The organism is Clostridium sp. 10cd*, from assembly GCF_044336395.1.
In the GTDB taxonomy this organism is placed as follows: Bacteria; Bacillota_I; Bacilli_A; order Erysipelotrichales; family Erysipelotrichaceae; genus Clostridium_AQ; species Clostridium_AQ innocuum.
Genome location: NZ_CP172347.1, coordinates 3,723,438 through 3,746,953, shown reverse-complemented (window position 1 = coordinate 3,746,953; position 23,516 = coordinate 3,723,438). Strand labels below are relative to the sequence as shown.

Below are 23,516 nucleotides of genomic sequence, written 5' to 3'. Positions count from 1 at the left end.
GATATAATAGTTACATGGAGGTGACTTCATGGAAAAGCTGGATTTTGGCAAGGGAGCCGTTCCGTTATATATACAGATAAAGAAGATCATCAAGGATAAGATTTTATCAAAGGAATATGCACCTGGTGATTCTTTACCGAGTGAAGCACAGCTGCAGGAAATCTTTCATGTATCCAGAATTACTGCGCGTCAGGCAATCGCACAGCTGGAGAGTGAAGGGCTCGTTGAGCGTGCCCGCGGCAAGGGAACCAGAGTTCTGTTTCAAAATAAAATTGAAGAGCAGCTTGCAGGTATCAAAAGCTTCACAAATGAAATGCTGGAGCGCGGTATACAGCCGGGGACACGCTGGGCACATATCGAGCTTGTAAAGGCAGACCGGCATGTGGCGGATATCTTTGGATGCAAAAAGGGTGATCTGGTGTATCGGCTGGATCGTGTGCGGACCGGGGATGATGTGCCGATTGTGTATTTTGTCAGTTATTTTTCCAGAGACAGAAATCTGCCGCTGGAGGATGAAAAATATACAGGGAGCATGTATGCGCTGCTGGATGAGCTGAATATCCGCAAGCCGGTGAAAACGCGTGAGAATTTCAAGGCGATAACGGCCCGAAAAGAAGAAGCGGAGAAGCTGGATATTAAAAAAGGCGATCCGCTGCTAATTAGAGAACGTGTATCCTATGATCATGAAGGCAACGTTCTGGAGTATACGATTTCCTATTATCCGGGAGAGCGTTATTCCTACTCTATTGAGCTTGGATAAGGGTGCGATTGCTTCGCATCCTTTTTTCAGGATAAGGGATGATAATTTGTAAAGCAGTCAATGCATAACGCTATACATGCGAGAATCGTACGCATGCAGCGTATGAGAATGGAGGAACCTATGACAACCTTAGATAAGCGTATTCCCTATTATCCGGTGCTGATGGTATTGACACAGCCACCGGTGATCACGGATATCCCACTGGCACAGGGGTATTCCTTTCACCCCTATGAGCCTTCCTATAAGGAGGCCTGGATTGCATTGCATGTATCGCTTGGTCAGCTGGATAGCATGGAGGCGGGCAGACGTTATTTTGAAGAAACCTTCGAAGCTCAACCAAAGGAGCTTCAGCAGAATATGATTCTGGTGGTTGATGAAAACGGACAGCTTGCAGGTACATCCTCCGTCTGGGAGGGATATCATTTCGGAGAGCACCGTATGCGGGTGCACTGGGTTGGTGTTGATGAACGGCATCAGAGAAAGGGACTTGCGAAGTCATTGATGCTGAAAACGATTCAGCTGTACAGCAGTCTGCATTGTGAGCATCCTCTGTATCTGACGACACAGACGAACAGCTATGTAGCAATTTCCATGTATCAGCGTCTCGGCTTTACGGCGTATATGGGAAGTATGCCGGTGAATTTTCATGCGAATGCCGAAACCTTTGCAAAGGACAATGAGACCGCCTGGAGGATTATCGGGGAACAGCTGGACAAGCTGTAAGCAGGGAGACATACAGGTCAGCATTCTGACAAGTAAGAGTTGAATGCATTTCAATTAAATAAAAGGAAGCAGGGTCTGTACGCTTAGCGGCAGACATGTGCTTCCTTTTTACATTTCTGTGGTTTTCCTGTCTAAATGGATAAACCGTGAAATTGCCAATACTTATATGTGCAACTCTGTATATGTGATAGCATGAATCGATGCCGTTTCGTTCTTTGGATTATTGCGTATTGCCAGAATGTGCTTTCAGCAGTGAATTACTCGATAATTTCATTTTCTTGGAAGAATTGATGAACAGAAACCGGTGGGGAGTAATAAAAGCCCTGAATCAGCGTGCAGTGCAGGTCTGTGAGAAACTGTACCTGCTCCTGTGTTTCCACACCTTCCGCAAGTATGGGGATGTGAAGCCTGTGCAGCATAGGGATGATGTGCTGTAAGAGTATCTGCTGGCGGCTGTTCCATGGACCGGCAAAAAAGGAATGATCCAGCTTTACCATATCCACATCGATCCAGCTCAGGACATGCAGGTTGCAGCGGGAGCTTCCAAAATCATCCAGGGAACAACGCAGTCCAGCCCCCTTCAGTCTCAACACAAACATCTGTACCTGCTCTTTATGTTCAAAGGGAATATCCTCATGCAGCTCCAGCTCCAGCAAGGAAGGATCAACACCATAGCGTTTACAGATATCGAGGATTTCTCCAAGATAGTAGTGTCCGTCCTCAAAGGAAGCTTTGGATACGTTAATACTGATAGGAAGGAGCGGCTCTCCCTGTGCATGGCGCTGTGCAAGAAGCTGACAGACGCGTTCAAACATATAGGTGTCCAGCAGTCGGATGCAGGTATTCTGATCTGCGACAGGAAGAAATTCCTGCAGGGGTATACAGACGCCGTTATGAATCCAGCGAAGCAGTGCCTCTGCACCAACGACCTGCCGGGTCTTTGTATTGACTTTCGGCTGTAGAAACAGCTCGAATTCCTGTCGGTGCAGGGCGTTTAGAATTTTTTGTTCCAGCTGGTAGCGGTGATGCAGCTGTTCCTTGGCCTGTCTGGAATAAAAGGCATAGGATGTGGAAAACCGCTCGCAGTCCCGATCATGAAGGCGGCAGTATTCCGCACACTGTATTGCATCCTCCAGGGTATCCGAGGTATACGGCAGGCAGATGCCGAACGATAAAGCAAGCCGTGCCGCATACAGCTGCTGCGCGATTGCATCACAGCAGTCATCCAGATCATATACCAGACGCAGCGCATCCAGTCGTGTATAGGACGGCAGCAGAAAAAGCAGACGGTAATCTAAAAGCTGTGCAATCTGCGCTCTTTTGGGAAGCAGGTGCTGTGCCTGTTCAGAAAGCTGATTCATAAGCTGCATCACCCGCGTTTTTCCAAACAGCAGCACAAGCTGTTCTGCATGCTTGATTCCCATGGTCATGACACAGCAGTTCAAAGGCTGCTCCTGTGCATGGCCTGTATTTGTTTTTTTCATAGCGACACCTCTGCTGTAAAGTGTTGCCGCTTTTTCTTTTTTTATGTATGCTTTCTGTGTGTACTGCTTGGAATATGCAGAAGCTTACGATATTTGGTGACGGTCCTGCGTGATACGCTGATATCCATCGTCCTCAGCTTGATGACGAGCTGCTGATCGGAGAACGGATGTGAGGGATCCTCATGGCGCAGGATTTCTGTGATTGCCCGCTGTACCGCATCACTGCTGTCACCCTGTGCAGTGGCTGTACGCAGCAGGCTGCGGATTGGATAGCATTCCCCGTGAAAAAGGTAGTATTTGTGCTGTAAGGCTCGTGATACGGTTGAAACATGCAGACCGAGTTGATCTGCCAGTTGCTGCAGCGTGCAGGATTGCAGCTCATCCCCAAACAGAAAATGATGCTTCTGTATGCTAACAAGCTCATTCATGATCAGTAACAGCGTGGCATTTCTGCGATTCAGTGTTTCAAACAGCAGATTCGCCTCACGGAAATAGGCTTTCAGCTGCTCATTTTGTTCGATTGCCTGCACATACTGCTCCTGCACAAGCGTAGCGCCATAGCGCATGGGTACGATTTGAAGCTGCTGGTCCTGTACACAGTTTTCTACCTCTGGCAATATCGTCTCCACGTGTTCTTTTGCGTACGCTGCACAGGGATCCGGATTACAGGTGCGCAGGGAAGCAATGACCTCCTTTACCTCCCTGACGCTCAGCTGCATCCCTCCTGCGATTGCCGCTAAATCACCCTCAGCAAGCTCCTGTGCATATTCTGAAAGGATTTGTTCTCCCATGGTATTACGGGTTTTCCTGCATTGCAGAATCAGGGCTTCGCGAATACTGCGTGCCGCAATTCCACAGGGCTCAAAACTCTGCAGGATGCGAAGCTGACTCAGCAATGTCTCCTCATCAATTTGCAGGTCCTCACAATATGTGGAAACAGAGCCGCTTAAAAAGCCGTGTTCATCCAGCGATTCAATCAGATAGGCGCAGATAGCTTCATCATAGGGCTCACGCAGCGTGTGCAGCTGCATATACAGATCCTCCTGTAAGGACGGTCGTTGTATCGCATTTTGCAAAAGATAATCGTCACCCTGTGCACTGGGATGGAAATCAAGAAACGGATTCTGCTGTACACATTCGGAAATCAGCTCCAGCAATTCCCGGCTGTCCATCTTCAAAATCTTTAATGCCTGCTGATTCTTGTGTGTCAGGATGTGTGTCTGCTTCATGGTCTGATTCTGCTGCAGGAATTGTGTCATATCATCACCTCTATCACTCTTTTTTATAACCTAGCAAAAAGCGTGCCAACATTTGCACGTTTCCATAAGTTTCCACATTGACTTTCAAATCTTTGCCCTATACACTTATCATAAGGAAAGGGAGTTGGTAACAGTATGTTGGAAAAGGTATATGCCTATGTGGTGGAGGCTACAAAGCTTGAATTGAGCGATCAGGGGAACTCGCTGTATATCAGTGAACAGCTGCAGCTGAGCCGCAATATGGTTTCACAGTATCTCAATCAGCTGTTTGCCGAAGGACGTCTGCTTAAAATCAATACCAGACCGGTCGTTTTTTATGACGGGGATACGATAGAGGATATGTATGGTGTTTCACTGCATCAGCGTGAATTCATTTCCCTTGAGGAATTTCAAAAAGCGCTGCAGCCGCATCAGCCGCAGGATTTTGAGAAGCTGATTGGCTATGATGAAAGTCTGGCTTCGCTGGTAAATCAGTGTAAGGCGACGATATCCTATCCGCCCTCCGGTCTTCCACTTCTGCTGTATGGACCGACAGGAACCGGAAAAAGCTTTCTGGCGCAGCTTATGTATGAGTATGCAATAAATCAGGGACTGATAGCGGAGGATAGAAATTTTCTGATTGTAAACTGCAGTGAATATGCGAACAATCCGGAGCTGCTGACTGCCAACCTGTTTGGTCACAAAAAAGGGGCGTTTACCGGAGCTGACAGGGATAATCCCGGTTTGATCAAGCTGGCAGAGGGCGGTGTTCTGTTTTTGGATGAGGTGCATTGTCTGAAGGCGGAATGCCAGGAAAAGCTGTTTCTGTTTATGGATAAAGGCATCTATCATATGGTTGGCGATAATGAAAAATGGTATACATCCAGTGTCCGTCTGATATTTGCGACTACGGAGAAGCCGCAGGAGGTCCTTTTAAAAACACTGCTGCGAAGGATTCCAATGATTGTCACTGTCCCATCCCTTGCGGAGCGCGGCTCTCACGAGCGGCTGCAGCTGATTCATTCCATATTTCAGGATGAGGAAAAGCGTATTCATAAGTCGATTCATATATCATCGCTTGTATACCGTCTGCTGTTAAGCTGTGAATGCGAAGGAAACATCGGAGAATTAAAGAATGCGATACAGGCAAGCTGTGTAAATGCATTATTTGCATCCGATCAAAAAAGCAGTATTCTGGAAATCCGTGCATTCAATCTTCCGGAGAAGCTGCGGGAAAGAAAGGATAGCGGGAAATCGGTGTCCAGAGAAAGTCAGCGTATGATTCCTGTTCATGAACTGAAAAGCTTTGTATCGAAGGAGCGCCCCATCATTCAGCTGCTGGAGCATATCCTTGCGGCATTTCAGGCACCGCATGAGTTTCCTGTCTGTCTTGATGAAGCAGGGAAAGCGATGCATTCCTATCAGGAGACCACGATGCTGCGAAGCAGTGCAGCATTATCGGGAAATGAGTATGTTCAGGGGATTGTTTCGAATATCTTCGATATGCTGTCTCTGCGCTATGGCTTCAAGTATGTGAACAATGACCTGATCGCCATTACGGCATGTATTGCGGATTGTATGCAGAATACACTGGAGCTTGGCAACTGGCAGGAGGCGAACCGCAAGCAGATGGCAGCTCTGCAGAAATTTCTGAAGCAGAAGCTTGCCAGAGAATATGCGATTGCAGGGGAAATCCGTGAGCATCTTGAAAATAACCTGGATTTGAAATTTGAGGATATGATTTCGGTGATTTTGTGCCTGCACCTGAAGCTGCTGAATCGTATGCAGGATTTGAACAAGCGGATCGGTATCATCATCGCACATGGCTTTTCCACCGCCAGTTCTCTTGCGGATGCCGTGAACAAATTTCTGGGGCGTTATGTCTTTGATTCCATCGATATGCCGCTGCATGTCACGACACAGGAAATCATTGAGCGTCTGAACCGATATCTTAGCAAAATCGGTCGTTTTGAGGAACTGTTTCTATTGGTGGACATGGGCTCTTTGGAGGACCTGTATAAGGGGATAGAAAATCAGAATGCCAATATCGGTATTATGAACAATGTGACAACCAAGCTGGCACTTGAGATTGGAAACGGTATGATTCAGGGAACCGGCATGCAGGAGATATTTGATGCCGTGCAGACCTACAGTGCATATCATTATCATATCGTAGAGCATCGCAGAAAGGAGCAGGTGATTTTATGCTCCTGTGCCAGCGGGATCGGTACGGCAGAGAAGCTGAAAACAATTCTGACGGATTCCCTGCCGCATAACTTTCCGATTCAGGTTTTGACCTATGATTATAATACTTTGCTGGAGAAGCAGATGCACGACGCCTTTTTCGACACGTATGAGGTTATCTGCATTGTAGGCACGCTGAATCCCAATATTGAGGGAATCCGTTTCATTCCGATCGAGGACCTGATTATCAATGATACAATGGATGCATTGAACATCTATTTCCGGGACTATATGCGGGAGGAGGAGATGAAGACCTTCCAGCAAAACATACTGAAGAATTTTTCTTTGTCAAATATTATGAACAATCTGACGATTCTCAATCCAAACAAGCTTCTGGAGCATGTTGCGGATGCGATTGACAAGCTGCAGCTGGAGCTGGGACTGCGCTTTACCAACAATACCTGCTTCGGACTGTATGTGCATATATGCTGTCTGATTGAACGCCTAGTGACAAGAAGAGAAATTGATATTTTTACAGATATCGAGGATTTTGCACAGCAGGAAGCTGCCTTCATTCAGTGTGTGAAGCATGCATTCAGTGTCGTGGAGGAGTATTACGGTGTGGAAATTCCGGTTGAGGAAATCGGGTATATATTCAATTATGTGGAACATGATGACGGTTATTGAAAGCCTTTATATCGGGAGGAATACCCTGTGTTAAAGGCTTTCATTTTATATATAGGATGATATTCGAAAGCCAGAGCGCATAGTAGCCTGATAATACAGGAAAGCATGACATAAAAAGCACTCTTTATACGACGGCTTTCGATTTATAAATAATGAAATGTAGGAGAAGCTGCTTATGTGCATATTTCACAGAAGCATAGACGGTACTCACATGCACGATCGGTATCGAGCGTTTGCAGTATCCGGGGTGGAAAGTGTGTGCATGATGGAGTTTTTTTATATAACAGCACTTCCCTGTTGGATTAGCGTCGATAAAAAGCGGGATAGCGTCGATACATATACATTTTGAAAAGAAACTCATGTGCTATAGCTCACAAAAAGAATCATATTGAGAGAGCTTATAGGGGAGATTGGAAAGAAAAATTGCAGAAAGCAGCAGTTATTTTGTTTTTTTATATGGAGCAGGCTAAGTTGGCACGCTTTTTGCTACGTAAGAAAGTGAAGGGAGATGAGAGATATGGCAAACATAATTCTGGCATCACATGGTGAGCTGGCAAAGGGTATGCTGCATTCCGCATCCATGATCATTGGTGATCTTACAAAGGGTGTGGAAGTGTTCTGCCTGTATCCGGGTCAGAATCCGCAGGATTATGCAGATCAGCTTCGTTTGAAGATAGAAAACAGCAGGGATGCATGGATCATACTGGCTGATATTCTGGGAGGCAGTGTGCATACGGCTTTATCGCAGCTGACAGCCTTTGGCGATGTAACGGTTCTGTCGGGTATGAATTTGAATCTGGTGCTGAGTGTATTGCTGAGCGATCATGATGATGTCAGTGAGAAGCGTATGGCACATATTATGGATGAGGCTAAAACAGGAATCACCTGTAGAAAGAGCATAGATAAACAGGAAGAAGAAGATTTTTAGGAAAGGAAGGAGAGAGAGACATGAAAAAAGAATTTCTGGCTACGGGATAATTGTGAAGCTTTACAAGATAGTTGCCTAAATATCATTGTAAAGGATGTTAAACTTATTATTCTGTAATAACACATGTAGCAACATAAAAGAACTTTAAAAGGAGGACAAATAAAATGAATAAAAATTTTTTAGAAGCTTTTAATTGGAAAAAACCTATTATCGGAATGTTACATCTTAAAGGAAATACAGATGAAGAAGTATTTGAAATAGCTAAGCAGGAAATCGATACGTATTACAACAATGGTGCTGATGCGGTATTAGTAGAAAACTATTTTGGAACCTATCATCATATGATTCCGGTTTTAGAATATCTTCAGGAAAACTACAAAGATCACATTTATGGAGTTAATTGCTTATACCAGAACACTTTGACATTTGAATTAGCTATTAAATATGAAGCACACTTTGTGCAGATTGATGCTATTGCAGGTAATTTAATTGAGCGTGAAGACATCAGCTTTGCAGAATTCATCAAATTATATCGTTCAAGATATCCCGGATATATCATCGGCGGTGTTCGTTTTAAACATACACCATACTTATCCGGAAAAAGCCTGGAAGAAGATTTGAAAACTGCTATGACACGCTGTGATGCAATTGCGGTTTCACAGGATGAAACCGGTCAGGAAACCAGCATGAAAAAAATTCAGGAATTCAGAGATATTATCGGCGATTTCCCGTTAATCGTAGGTGCCGGCTTGACAGCTGAAAACTGTACCAAGCAATTTGCAGTAGCAGATGGCGGTATTGTTGGAAGCTGGGTCAAAGATACTCATATTGCGACAGGAACTGTCGATGAAAAGAATGTACAGAAATTGATTGCTGTAAGAGATGCTTTAGTAAAGGGAGAATAAGATATGATTGTATTAGTTCGTGTAGACCATAGATTATTACATGGACAGGTTGTGTTTACCTGGACAAAAAGTATCAGTACTGACTGCATTTTAATTGCCAGTGATGCTGTTGTTAAAGATGAATTAAGAATGACAGCTTTAAGATTGTCAAAGCCTAATGGCGTGAAATTGGTCATGAAAAGCATAGATGACTCTATCAAAGCATTAAATGCCGGAGTTACAGACAAATATAATCTAATGATACTTTGTGAAAACATTGAAGATGTATCCAGATTAGCTTTTGGTTATGACAAAATTACTTCAATCAATCTGGGCGGCATTAAAAATGAAGCAGGAAAACGTCAGATTTCCAAAGCACTTTCTGTCAATGATGAAGAGATTGAATTGCTGAAAAAACTGAATGATAAAGGTATTGAGTTGGAAGTTCGTATGGTTCCGGATGATTCAAAGCAAGATGTAATGACACTTATTTAATGAAAGGAAAGGGTAAGAAAAGATGGATTTATTAGTACAAACATTATTGATTACATTGGTAGCTGCTTTTGGCTTCGCTCATGATGGAGTGGGCAGTACCATGTGGAACAGGCCGATCGTTATGGCTCCGCTAGTTGGTTTGGTTTTGGGGGATATCAGAACTGGAATCATGACAGGAGCTACCTTGGAGCTTATCTGGTTGGGAGCATTCCCGGTAGGAGCAAGCTGTCCTCCGGAAATGGTATCAGGTGCTATTATTGGGACAAGCTTCGTTATTAACAGTGGTGGAGAACCAAGTGCTGCGGTGGCTTTAGCAGTGCCGGTTGCTACTTTGGTACTGATGATTAAAACTGGGCTCAGAGTGCTTATTACTTCCCCTGTATTCTGTGGTCATGCAGATAAATGTGCTGCTGCAGGAGATGCTCGCGGTGTTGAAAGAACAGAGACGATTGGATGGATTTTTGAAATTGTTTCCTTATCTGCAATTATAGCTGTTTCTTACTACTTAGGTGCTCCGTTAATTAAAGATATCGTGGCTGCTATTCCGCCATTCATAAATCATGGATTGGAGATTGCTACGGGCATTATTCCTGCAATCGGGTTCGCCATGTTAGTTAGAATGATTATCAGTAAAGATGTCGCTGCTTTCTTCTTTGGTGGCTTCCTGTTATCGGCATATCTGGAAATACCGGTATTCGGCGTAGCATTGATGGCATGTGTTATTGTAGGTGTTATTTTGACGATTAAACAAACAAATAATAATAAGATTTCAGAGGAGGTATTAAGTGATGAAAACGAATTCTAGTGATGTTAAAAAATTAGATCGAAAAGATTTGATGGGAGTTTTCTGGAGGTCTTGGAGACAGGATGCTGTCTGGAATTTTGAGCGACAGCAAAACTTAGGGTCTGCCTATACGATGTCAAGAGTTGTAGGGAAACTGTATGCGGATGATCCGGAAAAACGTGCCCGCGCATTACAGAGACATGTGGAATTTATGGCGATTACTCCACATTTATCAACATTATTATATGGAATTCTAACAGCCATGGAAGAAGAAAATGCAAATAACCCTGACTTTGATGAAACCTCGATCAGTGCTGTTCGAGCCTCCTTGATGGGTCCTATAGCAGGTATCGGTGATTCTTTGATCTGGGGTACCTTACGTATCATCGCTGCAGGTATTGCTATTTCTTTCTCTGCTAATGGCAGTATTCTGGGTCCATTATTATTCCTTCTAATCGTTAATATACCAACCATTCCTTTAAGATATATATGCTTGTTTAAAGGATATGAGTTAGGTACTAATTTCTTTAAACAGTTTTTGAATTCAGGTATCATGGATAATGTTACTTATATTGCTTCTGCTGTAGGTCTGATGGTTATCGGATGTATGACAGCTTCACTGGTAAGCTTTCAACTTCCAATAATGGTAGGTAGTGGTAAATTTGCACAGCCGCTTCAGACTTATCTTGATCAGATTATGCCAGGCTTATTACCTTTGGCAATGTTCGGTATTATGTACTTCTTATTGGGAAAGAAAATAAAAACAACAACGATTCTACTTAGTGTATTTGCATTAAGTATCGCATTAGCATTCTTTGGTATCGTATAGGCTGTATTTCATAAAATTAAGGCTAAATAATGACGAATATCTCCCTTGAATTTTAAAAATCAGAAGCTATATTTATGGACGATATAAGAATCAAGGCTCATCCAGGACAAAAGATAAGCTGAATTATGCGTATGAATTGAATGAGCTCCCCGTTTAAATGCTTAACAGGAATTAAAAAAGTCTGTGGTACTTGCGGATGCAGGTTGAAACCATCAAAGCAGGGATATTAGTATTAAGGTGAAGAATTGTATATAAGATATAATGGACCAGTAGCGGCATACACAGGTAGTAAACATAAAGAGTATCTATTTCAATATGAAACAAGCACTGGTCCATGAATGTAAAAGCTGTAAGCTATCTTGCATTATCTAGGGATATAACGGGTAACCATGTGACGCATGTATTATCCCAGGGACAGCGGCAGAACTGTGAGCTTATCCCATTAAAATTGCATTTATTTAATTTATTCCTAATTCTGTACACATAAGTAACGGCTGTACAGAATTATATTTATGAGAAATGCGCGACAAAGTATATAAGCATATTCCAGAATTTACCTTAGCCTTCTTCTGTATATTTTCTCTACTCTATAATACAATATAGCAAGGAGAGTGAGATATGGAAGAAGAAATCAAGATTGATGATGCATGGCATATGCTCATGCACTATCCAAATGTTTGGCTTGGCGATTATCCGGAAGAACTATATCAGGCTTTTCTGGAAATCGGAAGAGAAGAGCTGGTTTTTCACAGCAAAAAACAGAAGACCATTGAGGAAATTACAGAGTTGATGATCAGAGTAAAGCCGGGGCTTCGCATTCTGCGTGATGAGGTGGTCAGCGCAGGAAGAATGGGAGAGCATATTCTCCTGTATGATGAAATGTTCGTGTCCGTATTCCGATTAAACAAGGCAGCTTTGTAAGCTCTCTGTTTGATATTTATTTTAGAAATGAACCGAAGGTGATGATGCTTTCGGTTTTTCATTTCCTATCGTTTGACTATGGGATAGAGTTGTGCTAGTATTGCTTACGTAAAATTCCAACAAATGAATGACTGTAACCATGAGCCGTGCCAATGCCATGATACGCAGTTGCTTCATTATTGGAATGTGAGAGGTGATGGAATGAACAAAATATATTCCGGCTTTCATCAGCTGCCGCACGGGAATGCATCCACAATGGTACAGGAAGGCTGCATTGTTCTGGAGGGCGGTGCATTTCGCGGACTGTATGGTGAGGGCGTGTTGGATGCTCTCATGCTGGAAAACATCAATCTGCGCTGTACGATCGGTGTATCCGCAGGAGCCATGAATGGATTGAATTACGTATCCGGTCAGATTGGCAGATCAATCCGCATGAATTTGAAATACCGCCATGACAAGCGGTATGTGGGAAGAAAAGCACTGCAAAACGGGGAAGGTCTGATTGGCTTTGCATTTGCCTTTCATCAGGCAGATCAGGAATACCCGTTTGATAAGAAACGTTTTTTTCAATTTGACCGCCGCTTTATTGCTGTTGCGACCAACTGTGAAACAGCAGAGCCGGCATATTTTGAAAAGGATCACTGCCGCGATATCTTTCAGGCGGTGCAGGCATCAGCCTCTATGCCGTTTATTTCCAAAATGGTATGGATGGAGGGCTATCCGTATCTGGACGGAGGCTGCAGTGATAAAATTCCCTTTGACTGGGCTTTGCGGGAGGGCTATAAAAAAATTATCGTCGTGCGGACGCGACCGCTGTCCTATCGTAAGAAAATGGACAGCATCACCCGAAAGCTGCCATTGGAAAAGACGATCTACAAGCCATACCCGAAATTTATCAAAGCGCTGGAGGAAATGGATGCCAATTATAATCGGCAATGCGAGGCGCTGGAAATTCTGCAGGAGCAAAAACGTATCTATGTCATCGCACCTTCACAGCCGGTTACCGTGGGAAGACTGGAGCCGGATTTGGAGAAGCTGGGCAGTCTGTACTGGATGGGGTATTATGACACCAGACGGCAGATTCAGGACATCCGCCGCTATTTGCAGCAGGATGGAAGTATTTGAATCCTGCATGAAAAAGACCTGTATTCAATAGGGAAAATGCTTTCCATATCGTTACTTTTCTGCAGGCTGCAGCTGATTACCAGCTTCCTGATTGGAGGAGTGTTTACAGCACTTATTATCAAGCTGCCGGATCATTTCTCTATTTACACGATTTGCTATACTCCATGGATTCTTCAATGTGCTGATCCTTGGCTTTACCACGTATATGCAGACCCTGTAACAGATGTTTCTCTCTTTGATAAAAAACAAAAATCAGAGCCTTCATTGACAGCTCTGATTTTCTTCATATATTGTCTTTGAATACAGATTTTCTATCCGTATTGTAGAATTGAAAATACAGTTCCCTCATCCTAATCAATCATGTGCAGCTCCTTGAGGGTATGATAAATTCCCGGCTCATTGCTGGGACCGATGACCAGATCAGCATACGGCTTCAAGGCATCCTTTCCATTTCCCATAACAATTCCATACGCTGCCTCCTGTATCATTTCCATATCGTTCAAAGAATCACCGAACGCCATGTAGGAATCATGTGGAAAACCCCAGAAATCCATCAGCTCCCGAATCCCGGTCGCTTTATTGATGCCGCATTGCATGAAGTCTACGCAGGTGTCATTGGGATGCTGCAGCTCAATACCTTCAATATCATCAAACATACTCCAGTCAAAGCCTTTTTTCTCATATGCGCTGATGGCGACCAGAGGCTCATCGTGCCAGTCCCGTACCTCGGGAACCTCGCAGTGAAATTCCGCAAAGGTTTGCCGGGCATACGGATTCAGCGGCTTCGTCATGAATTCATACGTTCCATGCGACTGAATACAGATATCATACTGCCTGCCAAGCTCAAATATACGTGCCGTCTGTTCTCTGGTAAAGGCATGCTCGCTGATCAGCTCCATACGTTCGTTGTAGACACTTACTCCGGCACCGCCGACATAGCCATCCCATGCAGTCATTTGTAAAACACCCAGCTGCTCTGCCATTTCCTTGGCACGGCCGCTGCACAAACAGACCTTATAGCCGTTTTCTCTTAGCTTTTTTACGGCTGTCAGTGTTTCCGGAAGCACCATACCGCTCACATGATCGAAAAATGTACCGTCGATATCAAAAAATACAGCGTTTATTTTCATAGCCTGTGCCTCCTGTTTTAGTGAATGAGTCCGTAAGCCTGCAGGGTGTCATGGATAGCAGGTGTATCGCTGCTGCCGCAGATATGATCGGCATAGGCCTTTACGGCATCCATGGCATTCCCCATGGCAACACCAACGGCAGCCTCCTGCAGCATTTCACAGTCATTCATACTGTCACCAAACGCCATATATGCTTCATTTTCCAGCCCCCAGTAAGCCATCAGCTGTTTGATGCCGGTCGCCTTGCAGGTATCTTTTTTCAAAATATCCATGATGTAGTCACAGGACGGCTGCATTCTGATGTTTTCCACCGTTTGAAACATACGGAAGTCATAATCACGGTTTTCAAAAATGCTCAGCACATCCACGCGTTCATGATTCCAGCTTCGTATTTCCGGTACGCCCAAATGAAACAGATCCAGAACAAATTCTTTCTTGGCAGGCAGTGGTCTTGTCAGAAAGGTTTTCTCCCCATTCACATACAAGGGGAGCTCGTGCTTCTCTGCTATCGCAAACAGCTTTTTCAGCTGGTCTTCTGTAAATGCATTTTCCCAAATCAGCTCTCTGTTTTCATCATACACACTAATACCGCTCCCACCGATGAATCCATCCCAGCAGAATTCATCGAATACCGGTAATTCAGCTGCCAGCTGCAGGGGTCTTCCACTGCATAGGGCGACCTTGATGCCCTGTTCCTTCAGCTTTCGTACTGCTTCCTTTGTGGATGGCAGCACACGATTGGTCGTATGGTCGTAAAAGGTACCGTCAATGTCAAAAAATACTGCTTTTATGTTCATATAAATCCTCCCAGCTATTCAACCTTTATTGTAAGGGATTTTTTTATAATGTCTAGTAAATTCACGAGGGACAGTCTAGAATACGAAATCCATTAAGTCTTATGCAACAGTCACAATGTAAGGAAAACAGATTCGAATGTTTTCATACACAAAGCATTCATATAACATAGTTTACAACATGTCCTGCGATCATCATGTTTCCCCTCAAACAAACCCCTCTTCTTTCAGAAATGTCGAGATTCCTGTTTGCAATCCTAACCTGTTTCTCCTATAATTAAACTGTACGGAGGATGATTATGGTAAAAGGACTCGTATTGTACGATTATGACGGAACGCTGGTAGATGAAAGAGATGAAATCTATGTTCCTACGCAGTTGACAAAAGCTGCGATCAGCCGTCTGCAGGATTTGGGATACCTGTGTGTGCTGGCAACCGGAAGAGCATTGAGCTATATTCCAAACGGAGCGAAGGATCTGCATCTGGATGGTTATGTGACAAGCAATGGTGCGCATGTAACTGTGCATGGTAAGGTAATCCACAACGATGTTTTTTCTGATGAGGAACTGCTGTCTCTGCTTCAGTATATGGATAGCTTATCTATCAATTATATACTGGAGGGAACGAAATTCTGTTATGTAAAGGATCTGAAAGAGTCGGAATATCTGCATTTTATGGATAATTTTAAGATACCGGAAGATAACTTCGTCAAATACCGCGGCTTTGAGGATGTCAGAGGCAGGATTGGAAAAATCACACTGACATTCCCAAATCGAAAACAGCTGGAAACAAGCGGCGCAGAGCTGGAAAAAACGTATCTGTGTTCCTATCACCGCAATTGCAATACCTTTGACATCGCAAAGAAGACGATACACAAGGGGGTAGGAGCCAGAGCGATTATCGATTATTTTCACATTCCCATGGACGCGACGATCGCGTTTGGAGATGGGGATAACGATGTAGAGCTGCTCGCTGGTGTGGTGCACGGTGTCGCGATGCGAAAGCATGATCCAAAACTGGACGCAGTGGCAAGCATGGTCACCGGAACCGTAAAAGAAGAGGGGATTTATAAGGCCCTGAAGAAATTGGAGGTAATTTAGTATGGCATTGGTAAGACTGCTCCCTGCATTTAAGGATTATTTGTGGGGTGGAACGAAATTAAAGGAAAACTACAACAAGAAAACCGATCTTGATATTGTGGCGGAGAGCTGGGAGTTATCCACACACAAGGACGGACAGAGTATTGTGGACAGTGGAGAGTACAAGGGACTGACACTGAGTGAGTATGTGGAAAAGCTGGGAAAGGATGCACTTGGCACCAAAGGAAACGCATTTGAATTTTTCCCGATTCTGATTAAATTTATCGATGCAAAAGGCAATCTGTCCATACAGGTTCACCCGGACAATGAGTATGCGCTGCGTGTGGAAAAGGAATATGGGAAAACAGAGATGTGGTATATCCTGGATGCCGAAGAGGGTGCCAGTCTGTATTATGGAACGAATAAGGAAATTACAAAGGATGAATTCCGGGCACGCATTGAAGACAACACCATTCTGGATGTATTGAAGAAGGTGCCGGTACACAAGGGAGATGTGTTCTTCATTGAATCGGGAACCATTCATGCAATCGGTGAAGGAATTGTAATCTGTGAAATTCAGCAGAATTCCAATACGACCTATCGCGTGTATGACTTCGGACGCGTAGGTAAGGATGGAAAGCCGAGAGAGCTGCACATTGAGAAGGCTATTGATGTTTCCAATCTGACACCGCTGGAAAGTGATTTCAAACCGATTGGTGAAGAGAAGGATTACGGTACCTACAAGTGTGCCATGATGGCTACCTGCGAATATTTCACAACCTATGTGTATGATGTGAAAACAGAGTGCAGTGTGAAGGTGGACGAGGAAAGCTTTGCGTCCTTTGTCATTGTGGATGGTGAGGGCAGTATCGAAAGTGATGATACCATGCTGAGCATCCGCAAGGGAGATTCTGTATTCGCCAGTGCAAATACGGGCAAGGTGACCATCAAGGGAAGCTGCCGCTTCATCCTTTCCAAGGTATAAGCAAGGAGTAATCCGTAAAACAGAAAATAATCGTGGGAAATGTAAGTAAGGCAGATTCTCTCAACCGACAGGCGTTGATTGCGTTTTCCTTCTCGACTCATTCCCAAAAAGGCAATATGAAAAAAGTACCTATAGAGAGGTCTGACTTTGGCGGTCAGGTTGAAGCTATAGGTACTTTCTTTATAGATGAATACAATGTGTTTTGTGTGATTATGGGAATGGAAGAAGCTGTATTATGAAGAAATAAAGTCTCTGGCATGCATAGGGAATTGCTTCTTTTTTCTGTCGTTACCTATACACCGACTGAGTGCGGATGCTGCCCCGGTCTATCCTTTCCAGCGTCATATTTCTAAATGTACCAGAGATTATCGAATGTCTGTTGCGGGCTACAGACAAGAAAACCTGCAGATATTTTCATAATCGGTCAAATATTCCTGCAATAATTTGACTGAATGTGATTGACAATGGCGATTATAGAACGTATACTTATAACAAAGAGGAGGAATGAGGATGCTTGCTGAAGAACGCTTTGCGGCAATTCTGTCCATTCTGCAAAAGCAGAGAACTGTCACGGTTCTGGAACTGACACAGGCACTGTCCATCAGTGAATCCACCATACGGCGGGATCTGGTGGCACTGCATAAGATGGGAAAACTGAAAAAGGTACATGGCGGTGCAACGCTGCTGCATAAGGAATACGGGTTATATGAAACTGAGGTGGCTGCGCGCAGTGAGGAGCATGTGGAAGAGAAAAAGCGGATTGCACGCTATGCCGCATCGCTGATTCAGGCGCATGACTTTGTGTATATCGATGCCGGGAGCACAACCCTGCACATGGTGGAATATCTGAAGGAAGAGGAAGCAATTTATGTGACAAACGGGCTGGAGCATGGAAGACGGCTGGCTGCGCAGGGCTTTCGTACCTTCCTGCTGGCCGGTGAGCTGAAAAGCAAAACGGAAGCGGTGGTAGGTCTCGGTGCTGTTTCCTCCCTGCAGAAATACAATTTCAACAAGGCATTTTTCGGAACCAACGGTATAACGGTGGACAGCGGCTTTACCACACCGGATACCAATGAGGCGTATGTCAAGATGGAGGCGATGAAACATGCGCAGAAGTGCTATGTGCTTGCGGATTCCGGTAAATTCGGAACCTGTACCTCTATCACGACGGCGGATATCAGTGATGCGACGATCATCACAGGCAAGGGTGTGGAGAAGGAATATCTGGAGGAAGCGGATATTATCGAGGTGGAAGAATGATCTATACAGTGACATTAAATCCTTCAATTGACTATGTGGTTGAAGTAAACGAGCTGACAGCCGGTGAAATTATGCGCACCAAGGCGGAGGATCTGATCTTCGGGGGAAAGGGAATCAATGTATCCAGTATGCTGGCACAGCTTGGGATGAAATCCTGTGCATTGGGCTTTATCGCAGGCTTTACAGGGGATGCACTGGAACAGGGGGTTGCGGCCATGGGCATTCAGCCGGATTTTCTGAAGGTGGAGCAGGGCTTTACGAGAATCAACGTAAAGGTGCATGCGCAGGAGGAAAGTGAAATCAACGGACAGGGACCGCAGATTCGCTATACGCATCTGGAGCAGCTTATAAAAAAGCTGGATCGATTGAAAAAGGATGATATTCTGGTGCTGTCCGGGAATGTACCCTGCAGTATTCCACAGGATATCTATGCGGATATCATGCAGCATCTGCAGGGGAGCGGCATCCGTGTATGTGTGGATGCAAGGCAGGAAGCACTGATGTCCACGCTTGTCTATCATCCGTTTCTGATCAAGCCCAATCATAAGGAGCTTGCGGAAATGTTTGAGGTAGAGCTTTCCAGCAGGGAGGATCTGCTTGTCTATGCGAAGGAGCTGCAGGCGATGGGTGCACGTAATGTGCTGGTATCCATGGCGGAGCAGGGAGCTTTACTGCTCACTGAAACACAGGAGGTTTATCATGCACCGGCCTGCAGGGGAAAGGTTGTTAATTCCGTTGGTGCCGGTGATTCCATGGTTGCGGGCTTTCTATACGGTTATTTGCGTGAGCAGTCCTATGCGGCGGCACTGCGTTATGGAACAGCATGTGGCAGTGCCAGTGCATTTTCCAAGGGAATTGCGGACAGGGAAACGGTGGAAGAGCTGCTGGTGCAGCTGAAGGAACGGGAAGCCTGCTAAGGGCAGAGGGATACAAGCCCTGAGATACAGGAAAAGGAGATAAGAACATTATGAAAAAACGTTGTGCACAAAAGGCCTTGGCATATATACAGGACGGCATGGTAATCGGCTTGGGAGGGGGATCAACGATCGCTCATCTTGCACGCTTTGTTAAGGAAAGCGGAAAGCAGGTGCAAATCGTAACGCCGTCTCTGGAAACGGAAACGCTTTGTATAAAGCTGGGACTGCCGCTTCTTCCGCTGCGTCAGATATCCCATGTGGATATCGCCTTTGACGGCTGTGATGAAGCAGACCGTCAATTTTATGCGCTGAAAAGCGGAGGCGGAATTCATGTCCGGGAGAAGCTGATTGCCAATATGGCAGAGGAATATATGCTGCTGATTGATGAAAGCAAGCTTTCAGACACCCTGCAGTTTCATGTACCGGTTGTCATGGAGCTTTTGGAGGATGCAACAGCCTATGTGAAACGCAGAGTGGAGGAGCTGCAAGGCCGCTTTGTCTGTAAGCATGGGGAAGGAAAGTACGGTGCTGTAATGAGTGATCATGGCAATGTACTGGCGGATGTATGGTTTGATAAGGTCGGGGATCCGAAGAAACTGAATCATGCATTGAAAAGCATTGCGGGGGTTGTTGATACATCCCTGCTGACAAGAGAGGTCACCGCAATTCTGGTTGTTAGCGATCAGGGCTTTGAGCTATTGAAAAAAGGCAGTGTCTGATAAGAAATAACAGATTGCGTGTATTCCACAGCATGCTGCGGATATTTAAAATGTGAACAGGAAAGGGATGAGAATATGAAAAAATGGAACTGGGGTATTCTTGGTCAGGGTGCAATTGCCGTGCAGATGGCCGAGGCGCTGATGAAGGAGCATGGTACGATTTATGCCGTCGCTGGACGTCATATGGAGAAGGTAACGGCATTTGCAAGTGCATATACGGTTGAGCACTGTTACGATATTGAAAGCCTGCTTGCAGATGAGCAGGTGGATATCATTTATATCGCAACACCGCATACCTATCATTATGACTATATGATGCGCGCTTTGCAGCATGGCAAGCATGTACTTTGCGAAAAGGCAATCACAGTAAACCACAGACAGCTGCAGGAAGCAATGGCACTGGCACAAAAGAAGCAGCTGATTCTGATGGAGGCAATGACGATTTTTCACATGCCGGTGTTTGCCAAAGCAAAAGAGCTGGTTGAGCAGGGCGCAATCGGTAAGCTGAAAATGATACAGGTTAATTTTGGGAGCTGTAAGGAATACGATGTCACGAACAGATTCTTTTCCCCGCAGCTTGCCGGAGGAGCCCTTTTGGATATCGGTACCTATGCGTTATCCTTTGTGCGCTGGTTTCTGCATGCACAGCCTGATACCGTTCTCACGAATATGATTCCCTTTGAAACAGGTGTGGATGAAATGAGCGGTTTCATCCTGCGCAATTCACTGGATGAAATGGCTACGGTTACGTTAACCATGCGAGCCAAGCTGCCAAAGGTAGGTATTGTTGCCGGAGAAGAGGGATATCTGGAAATCCGTGAATATCCAAGAGCAGACAGCCTTCAGATCCGCTATACAAGAGATGGCTGGACAGAAACACTGGATGCGGGAACACGCAGTGATGCACTGGTATATGAGCTACGGGATATGGAGGCTGCCGTCAGCGCAACAGCGAACAACAGCACCCTGAAGCTATCCAGTGATGTAGTAGCCCTGATGGATGAAGTACGCAGACAGTGGGGAATGCGCTATCCGTTTGAAGACGAAGAGGCATAGGCATCAAAAAAGAGATGTATATAACAGACAATAAGCATTGTGCTTCAAGGCGTATACAAAGAAGCAGGATGCTTTTTTTGTGAGGTTTCCTTACGTTCTGGTGTTTGAAAAAGGGATATTCAAATATCATTGATAAGTTACAGTGGTATTGCATTCCCCTTTTTGATCTTGCACACTGTCAGTAAAGAATCTTTTTTTGATGCTTTCGTATGCATGTCAGAGCGAAAGAGCGGTGAATGCTCGAAAAAAATACCGTCGGGCAGGAAAGCGTGATGTATTCGAAAGAATTTTTCATCCTGTCCAGGCGGATTGAATGATTCATACAGCACATGTACATCACCGTATCCATAAATATCAGATGAAAAGTCTGTATCGTACCATGCAGGAAGCGTCCGAAAGTGAGAACCGAAGCAGAAATTCATGGCTTTGCTTCAAGGTGAAAGCAGCAGCTGTCTTGTGATATACTATAAAGACATGCTATACTTAGCGGTGGAAAGAAGGGATGCATATGAAGACGTTATCATTTCTGGTCAAGCCGGTATCCGCAGGCTGTCAGCTGAACTGCACCTATTGCTTCTATAAGGATATTGCAGAAAATCGAAGCAGTGCGAACTACGGGCGTATGCGCAATGAGGTAGCTGTGGCATTGCTGGAAAAGGTGTTTCAAGCTGCGGATGCGGATGCCGATATCACCTTCGCCTTTCAGGGCGGAGAGCCGCTGCTTGCCGGATTGCCCTTCTATGAGCAGTTTGCGGATGCCGTAAAACAGCTTCGCCAGCCAAAGCAGAATGTGCGGTATGCCATTCAGACCAACGGCTGTCTGCTGAATGCGGCATGGTGCTCCTTTTTTCATAAGCACAATGTTCTTGTCGGCGTATCTCTGGACGGATGGCGAAAGCAGCATGATTTGTATCGAAAACGCAAGGATGCCGGTACGTATGCGGACGTGATGCGTGCCATACAGCTGTTACGCAGACATCATGTAGACTTCAATATTCTGAGCGTTTTAAGCAGGCAGCTGGCCAGGGAGCCGAAGAAGCTGTTTGCCTTTTATAAGGAGCACGGCTTTTCCCATGTACAGCTGATTCCCTGCCTTGCCCCTTTGCAGGAAAAACAGAGTGCATATTCACTGACACCGGAGCTGTTCTATCAGTTTTACCGCAGCTATTTTGATCTCTGGATACAGGATGTGGAAAACAAGCAGTATCAAAGCGTTGCCCTGTTTGATAACCTGCTGCTGCTCCTGCAGGGAAAAACACCAGGTACCTGCGGAATGCTGGGAGAGTGTCAGTTTCAGTATGTTGTGGAAAGCGACGGCTCTTTGTATCCCTGTGATTTTTATGTACTGGATGAATATCACTGCGGCAATGTTCTGGATACCGATCTGCTTGCGGCACGCGATTGCAGCCGCGCGAAGGCGTTTGCATACAGGGAAGAGCCGCAGCTGTGTGCTGCCTGTCCATTTCAGCCGATGTGCCACGGAAACTGCAAACGTCTGCGCAGTGTTTTTATGAATGAAACACAGTGCGGCTACCAACGGTTTCTTTTATACGCCTATCCGAAGCTGAAGGAAGTAGTCGAAATAGGAGCTGGCAGGAAAAAACGCCGGGAGGTGACAGGATGAGAAGACTTCTTTTATGGGTCAGCACACTGCTGTTTCTCTGCACTGCATTGCTTTTGGGAGGAGCTGTGACCCTGCGGCAGGTGAAGGAACAGGGAATGAGTGCGCTTGTCGTTTCCCATCTGGATATCAAAGAGCCGCTTAAGGATGCGCTGGAACAGGTACCTGGCGGTTTTCTTCTGGAGCAGTCCATCCTGCAGCAGCTTGATACGCTGCAGGAGAATCTTCAGAAGCAAGCAGACTGGACATCCTTTCTGGATACTGCCGGACTTACCTTTATACAATGTGTAGCGGATGAAACAGCACAGCTTCCGGATTTGGATGCACAGTTTTCAGAGCTGCTTTCAAAGGAGCAAACGGCACTGTTTCAGAATATAAATCTAACTGCCTCCCAGCAAAAGCTGCTGCTTCAGATTCTAACCCGTCAGCTGCACCTGAACACCCGTCTGTCTGCACTGGCTGAGGATACACGAGCATCCCTCAGCGTACCCGCCCTTCTGGCTGTGCGGCTTGTGCAGTTCGGTATGCAAAATGATACGATCCGGCTTCTGTGCGGAGCTATGCTGGTATCCTTTGTAAGCATGCTGGTTTCTGCATCAGGGAGGTATCGTGCTTTTCGAAATGCAGCGCTCAGCTGCCTGTTTGCGGCCTTGCTGTTTTTGTGTATCAGCTATGTACTTCCTTTGCTTGTGCGGATATCCTATGTGCAGATGGAGGAGCTGCTGCATACAGCATTACAGCAGCTGCGTGTGCTGGCAGTCTGGTATCTGGGCGCATTTGCTTCGTTGGCACTGCTGTCATTCATAATGAAAAAAAGTATGCGAAGCTGATTTTATTCATACGCGATGGTGAGTAAATTTAAAACAGGAGGATTTAACCCTATTGTATTTATCAATAGGGTTGCATTCTCCCT

At 45.2% G+C, this 23,516-nt stretch carries 24 protein-coding genes; 20 read left to right on the top strand and 4 right to left on the bottom strand.

Translation table 11 applies throughout. The features are described from left to right. The first annotated feature begins 28 nt into the window (after positions 1-28). Both ACG3M1_RS18655 and ACG3M1_RS18650 read left to right on the top strand, forming a co-directional pair. Complete coding sequence (locus ACG3M1_RS18655; protein ID WP_008728976.1) at positions 29-760, top strand: GntR family transcriptional regulator; 732 nt, start codon at positions 29-31, stop codon at positions 758-760. Between the two features lie 120 nt (positions 761-880). Continuing rightward, the gene (locus ACG3M1_RS18650; RefSeq protein ID WP_009270511.1) at positions 881-1,483 is read left to right on the top strand and encodes a GNAT family N-acetyltransferase; all 603 of its coding nucleotides are present in this window, start codon (positions 881-883) and stop codon (positions 1,481-1,483) included. Between the two features lie 257 nt (positions 1,484-1,740). Here ACG3M1_RS18650 and ACG3M1_RS18645 read toward each other — a convergent pair whose 3' ends face one another. After that, a complete protein-coding gene (locus ACG3M1_RS18645) occupies positions 1,741-2,967 on the bottom strand; it encodes an EAL domain-containing protein (RefSeq protein ID WP_022300687.1) in 1,227 nt (408 codons plus the stop codon). A 41-nt stretch (positions 2,968-3,008) separates the two neighbouring features. Beyond that, positions 3,009-4,226, bottom strand: a complete 1,218-nt coding sequence (locus ACG3M1_RS18640; protein ID WP_009270509.1) for an RNA polymerase factor sigma-54 — start codon at positions 4,224-4,226, stop codon at positions 3,009-3,011. 135 nt (positions 4,227-4,361) lie between these two features. On the opposite strand from ACG3M1_RS18640, the gene ACG3M1_RS18635 reads away from it, so the two are divergent. The 8 genes from ACG3M1_RS18635 (at position 4,362) to ACG3M1_RS18600 (ending at position 13,042) form a co-directional block, all read left to right on the top strand. Next, positions 4,362-7,076 carry a sigma 54-interacting transcriptional regulator gene (locus ACG3M1_RS18635; protein WP_009270508.1) on the top strand — a complete coding sequence of 905 codons (2,715 nt, stop codon included), beginning with the start codon at positions 4,362-4,364 and terminating at the stop codon, positions 7,074-7,076. Between the two features lie 517 nt (positions 7,077-7,593). Further along, entirely contained in the window at positions 7,594-8,004 is a 411-nt protein-coding gene (locus tag ACG3M1_RS18630) for a PTS sugar transporter subunit IIA (RefSeq protein ID WP_009270507.1), read from the top strand. 164 nt (positions 8,005-8,168) lie between these two features. Next, positions 8,169-8,909 carry a BtpA/SgcQ family protein gene (locus ACG3M1_RS18625; RefSeq protein WP_008818701.1) on the top strand — a complete coding sequence of 247 codons (741 nt, stop codon included), beginning with the start codon at positions 8,169-8,171 and terminating at the stop codon, positions 8,907-8,909. Positions 8,910-8,912: 3 nt separating this feature from the next. Continuing rightward, complete coding sequence (locus tag ACG3M1_RS18620) at positions 8,913-9,383, top strand: PTS sugar transporter subunit IIB (RefSeq protein WP_002607783.1); 471 nt, start codon at positions 8,913-8,915, stop codon at positions 9,381-9,383. A 22-nt stretch (positions 9,384-9,405) separates the two neighbouring features. Continuing rightward, complete coding sequence (locus tag ACG3M1_RS18615) at positions 9,406-10,188, top strand: PTS mannose/fructose/sorbose/N-acetylgalactosamine transporter subunit IIC (RefSeq protein ID WP_002607782.1); 783 nt, start codon at positions 9,406-9,408, stop codon at positions 10,186-10,188. Next, entirely contained in the window at positions 10,172-10,996 is an 825-nt protein-coding gene (locus tag ACG3M1_RS18610; protein WP_002607781.1) for a PTS system mannose/fructose/sorbose family transporter subunit IID, read from the top strand. Before ACG3M1_RS18615 ends, ACG3M1_RS18610 begins: the two co-directional genes overlap by 17 nt. Positions 10,997-11,614: 618 nt before the next feature. Next, entirely contained in the window at positions 11,615-11,917 is a 303-nt protein-coding gene (locus ACG3M1_RS18605; RefSeq protein WP_002607780.1) for a hypothetical protein, read from the top strand. Positions 11,918-12,118: 201 nt separating this feature from the next. After that, a complete protein-coding gene (locus ACG3M1_RS18600) occupies positions 12,119-13,042 on the top strand; it encodes a patatin-like phospholipase family protein (RefSeq protein WP_008818702.1) in 924 nt (307 codons plus the stop codon). A gap of 350 nt (positions 13,043-13,392) precedes the next feature. Here ACG3M1_RS18600 and ACG3M1_RS18595 read toward each other — a convergent pair whose 3' ends face one another. Further along, on the bottom strand, positions 13,393-14,172 hold the full coding sequence (locus tag ACG3M1_RS18595) for an HAD family hydrolase (RefSeq protein WP_008818704.1): 780 nt from the start codon (positions 14,170-14,172) through the stop codon (positions 13,393-13,395). Positions 14,173-14,189: 17 nt separating this feature from the next. After that, complete coding sequence (locus ACG3M1_RS18590; RefSeq protein WP_002607776.1) at positions 14,190-14,969, bottom strand: HAD family hydrolase; 780 nt, start codon at positions 14,967-14,969, stop codon at positions 14,190-14,192. Between the two features lie 296 nt (positions 14,970-15,265). Between ACG3M1_RS18590 and ACG3M1_RS18585 the strand changes: the two genes are divergently transcribed. From ACG3M1_RS18585 to ACG3M1_RS18540, 10 genes are all read left to right on the top strand, one after another. After that, the gene (locus ACG3M1_RS18585) at positions 15,266-16,066 is read left to right on the top strand and encodes a Cof-type HAD-IIB family hydrolase (protein WP_008818706.1); all 801 of its coding nucleotides are present in this window, start codon (positions 15,266-15,268) and stop codon (positions 16,064-16,066) included. A gap of 1 nt (position 16,067) precedes the next feature. Then, positions 16,068-17,030, top strand: coding sequence for a type I phosphomannose isomerase catalytic subunit (locus ACG3M1_RS18580; RefSeq protein ID WP_008818707.1), 963 nt, complete (start codon positions 16,068-16,070; stop codon positions 17,028-17,030). A 32-nt stretch (positions 17,031-17,062) separates the two neighbouring features. Then, a complete protein-coding gene (locus ACG3M1_RS18575; RefSeq protein WP_040014084.1) occupies positions 17,063-17,269 on the top strand; it encodes a hypothetical protein in 207 nt (68 codons plus the stop codon). A gap of 271 nt (positions 17,270-17,540) precedes the next feature. Further along, positions 17,541-18,290, top strand: coding sequence for a DeoR/GlpR family DNA-binding transcription regulator (locus ACG3M1_RS18570; RefSeq protein ID WP_002607767.1), 750 nt, complete (start codon positions 17,541-17,543; stop codon positions 18,288-18,290). After that, the gene (gene pfkB / locus ACG3M1_RS18565) at positions 18,287-19,207 is read left to right on the top strand and encodes a 1-phosphofructokinase (RefSeq protein WP_009270502.1); all 921 of its coding nucleotides are present in this window, start codon (positions 18,287-18,289) and stop codon (positions 19,205-19,207) included. The genes ACG3M1_RS18570 and pfkB overlap by 4 nt, the downstream gene beginning before the upstream one ends. A gap of 50 nt (positions 19,208-19,257) precedes the next feature. Continuing rightward, positions 19,258-19,926: a ribose 5-phosphate isomerase A gene (rpiA, locus tag ACG3M1_RS18560; protein ID WP_008818709.1), complete on the top strand. Its 669-nt coding sequence runs from the start codon at positions 19,258-19,260 to the stop codon at positions 19,924-19,926. A gap of 75 nt (positions 19,927-20,001) precedes the next feature. After that, a complete protein-coding gene (locus ACG3M1_RS18555; RefSeq protein WP_009270501.1) occupies positions 20,002-20,982 on the top strand; it encodes a Gfo/Idh/MocA family protein in 981 nt (326 codons plus the stop codon). A gap of 313 nt (positions 20,983-21,295) precedes the next feature. Then, the gene (locus ACG3M1_RS18550; protein ID WP_008818711.1) at positions 21,296-21,442 is read left to right on the top strand and encodes a hypothetical protein; all 147 of its coding nucleotides are present in this window, start codon (positions 21,296-21,298) and stop codon (positions 21,440-21,442) included. A gap of 48 nt (positions 21,443-21,490) precedes the next feature. Continuing rightward, positions 21,491-22,606 carry a radical SAM/SPASM domain-containing protein gene (locus tag ACG3M1_RS18545; protein ID WP_008818712.1) on the top strand — a complete coding sequence of 372 codons (1,116 nt, stop codon included), beginning with the start codon at positions 21,491-21,493 and terminating at the stop codon, positions 22,604-22,606. Then, complete coding sequence (locus ACG3M1_RS18540) at positions 22,603-23,433, top strand: hypothetical protein (protein WP_009270500.1); 831 nt, start codon at positions 22,603-22,605, stop codon at positions 23,431-23,433. Before ACG3M1_RS18545 ends, ACG3M1_RS18540 begins: the two co-directional genes overlap by 4 nt. Positions 23,434-23,516: the final 83 nt, after the last annotated feature.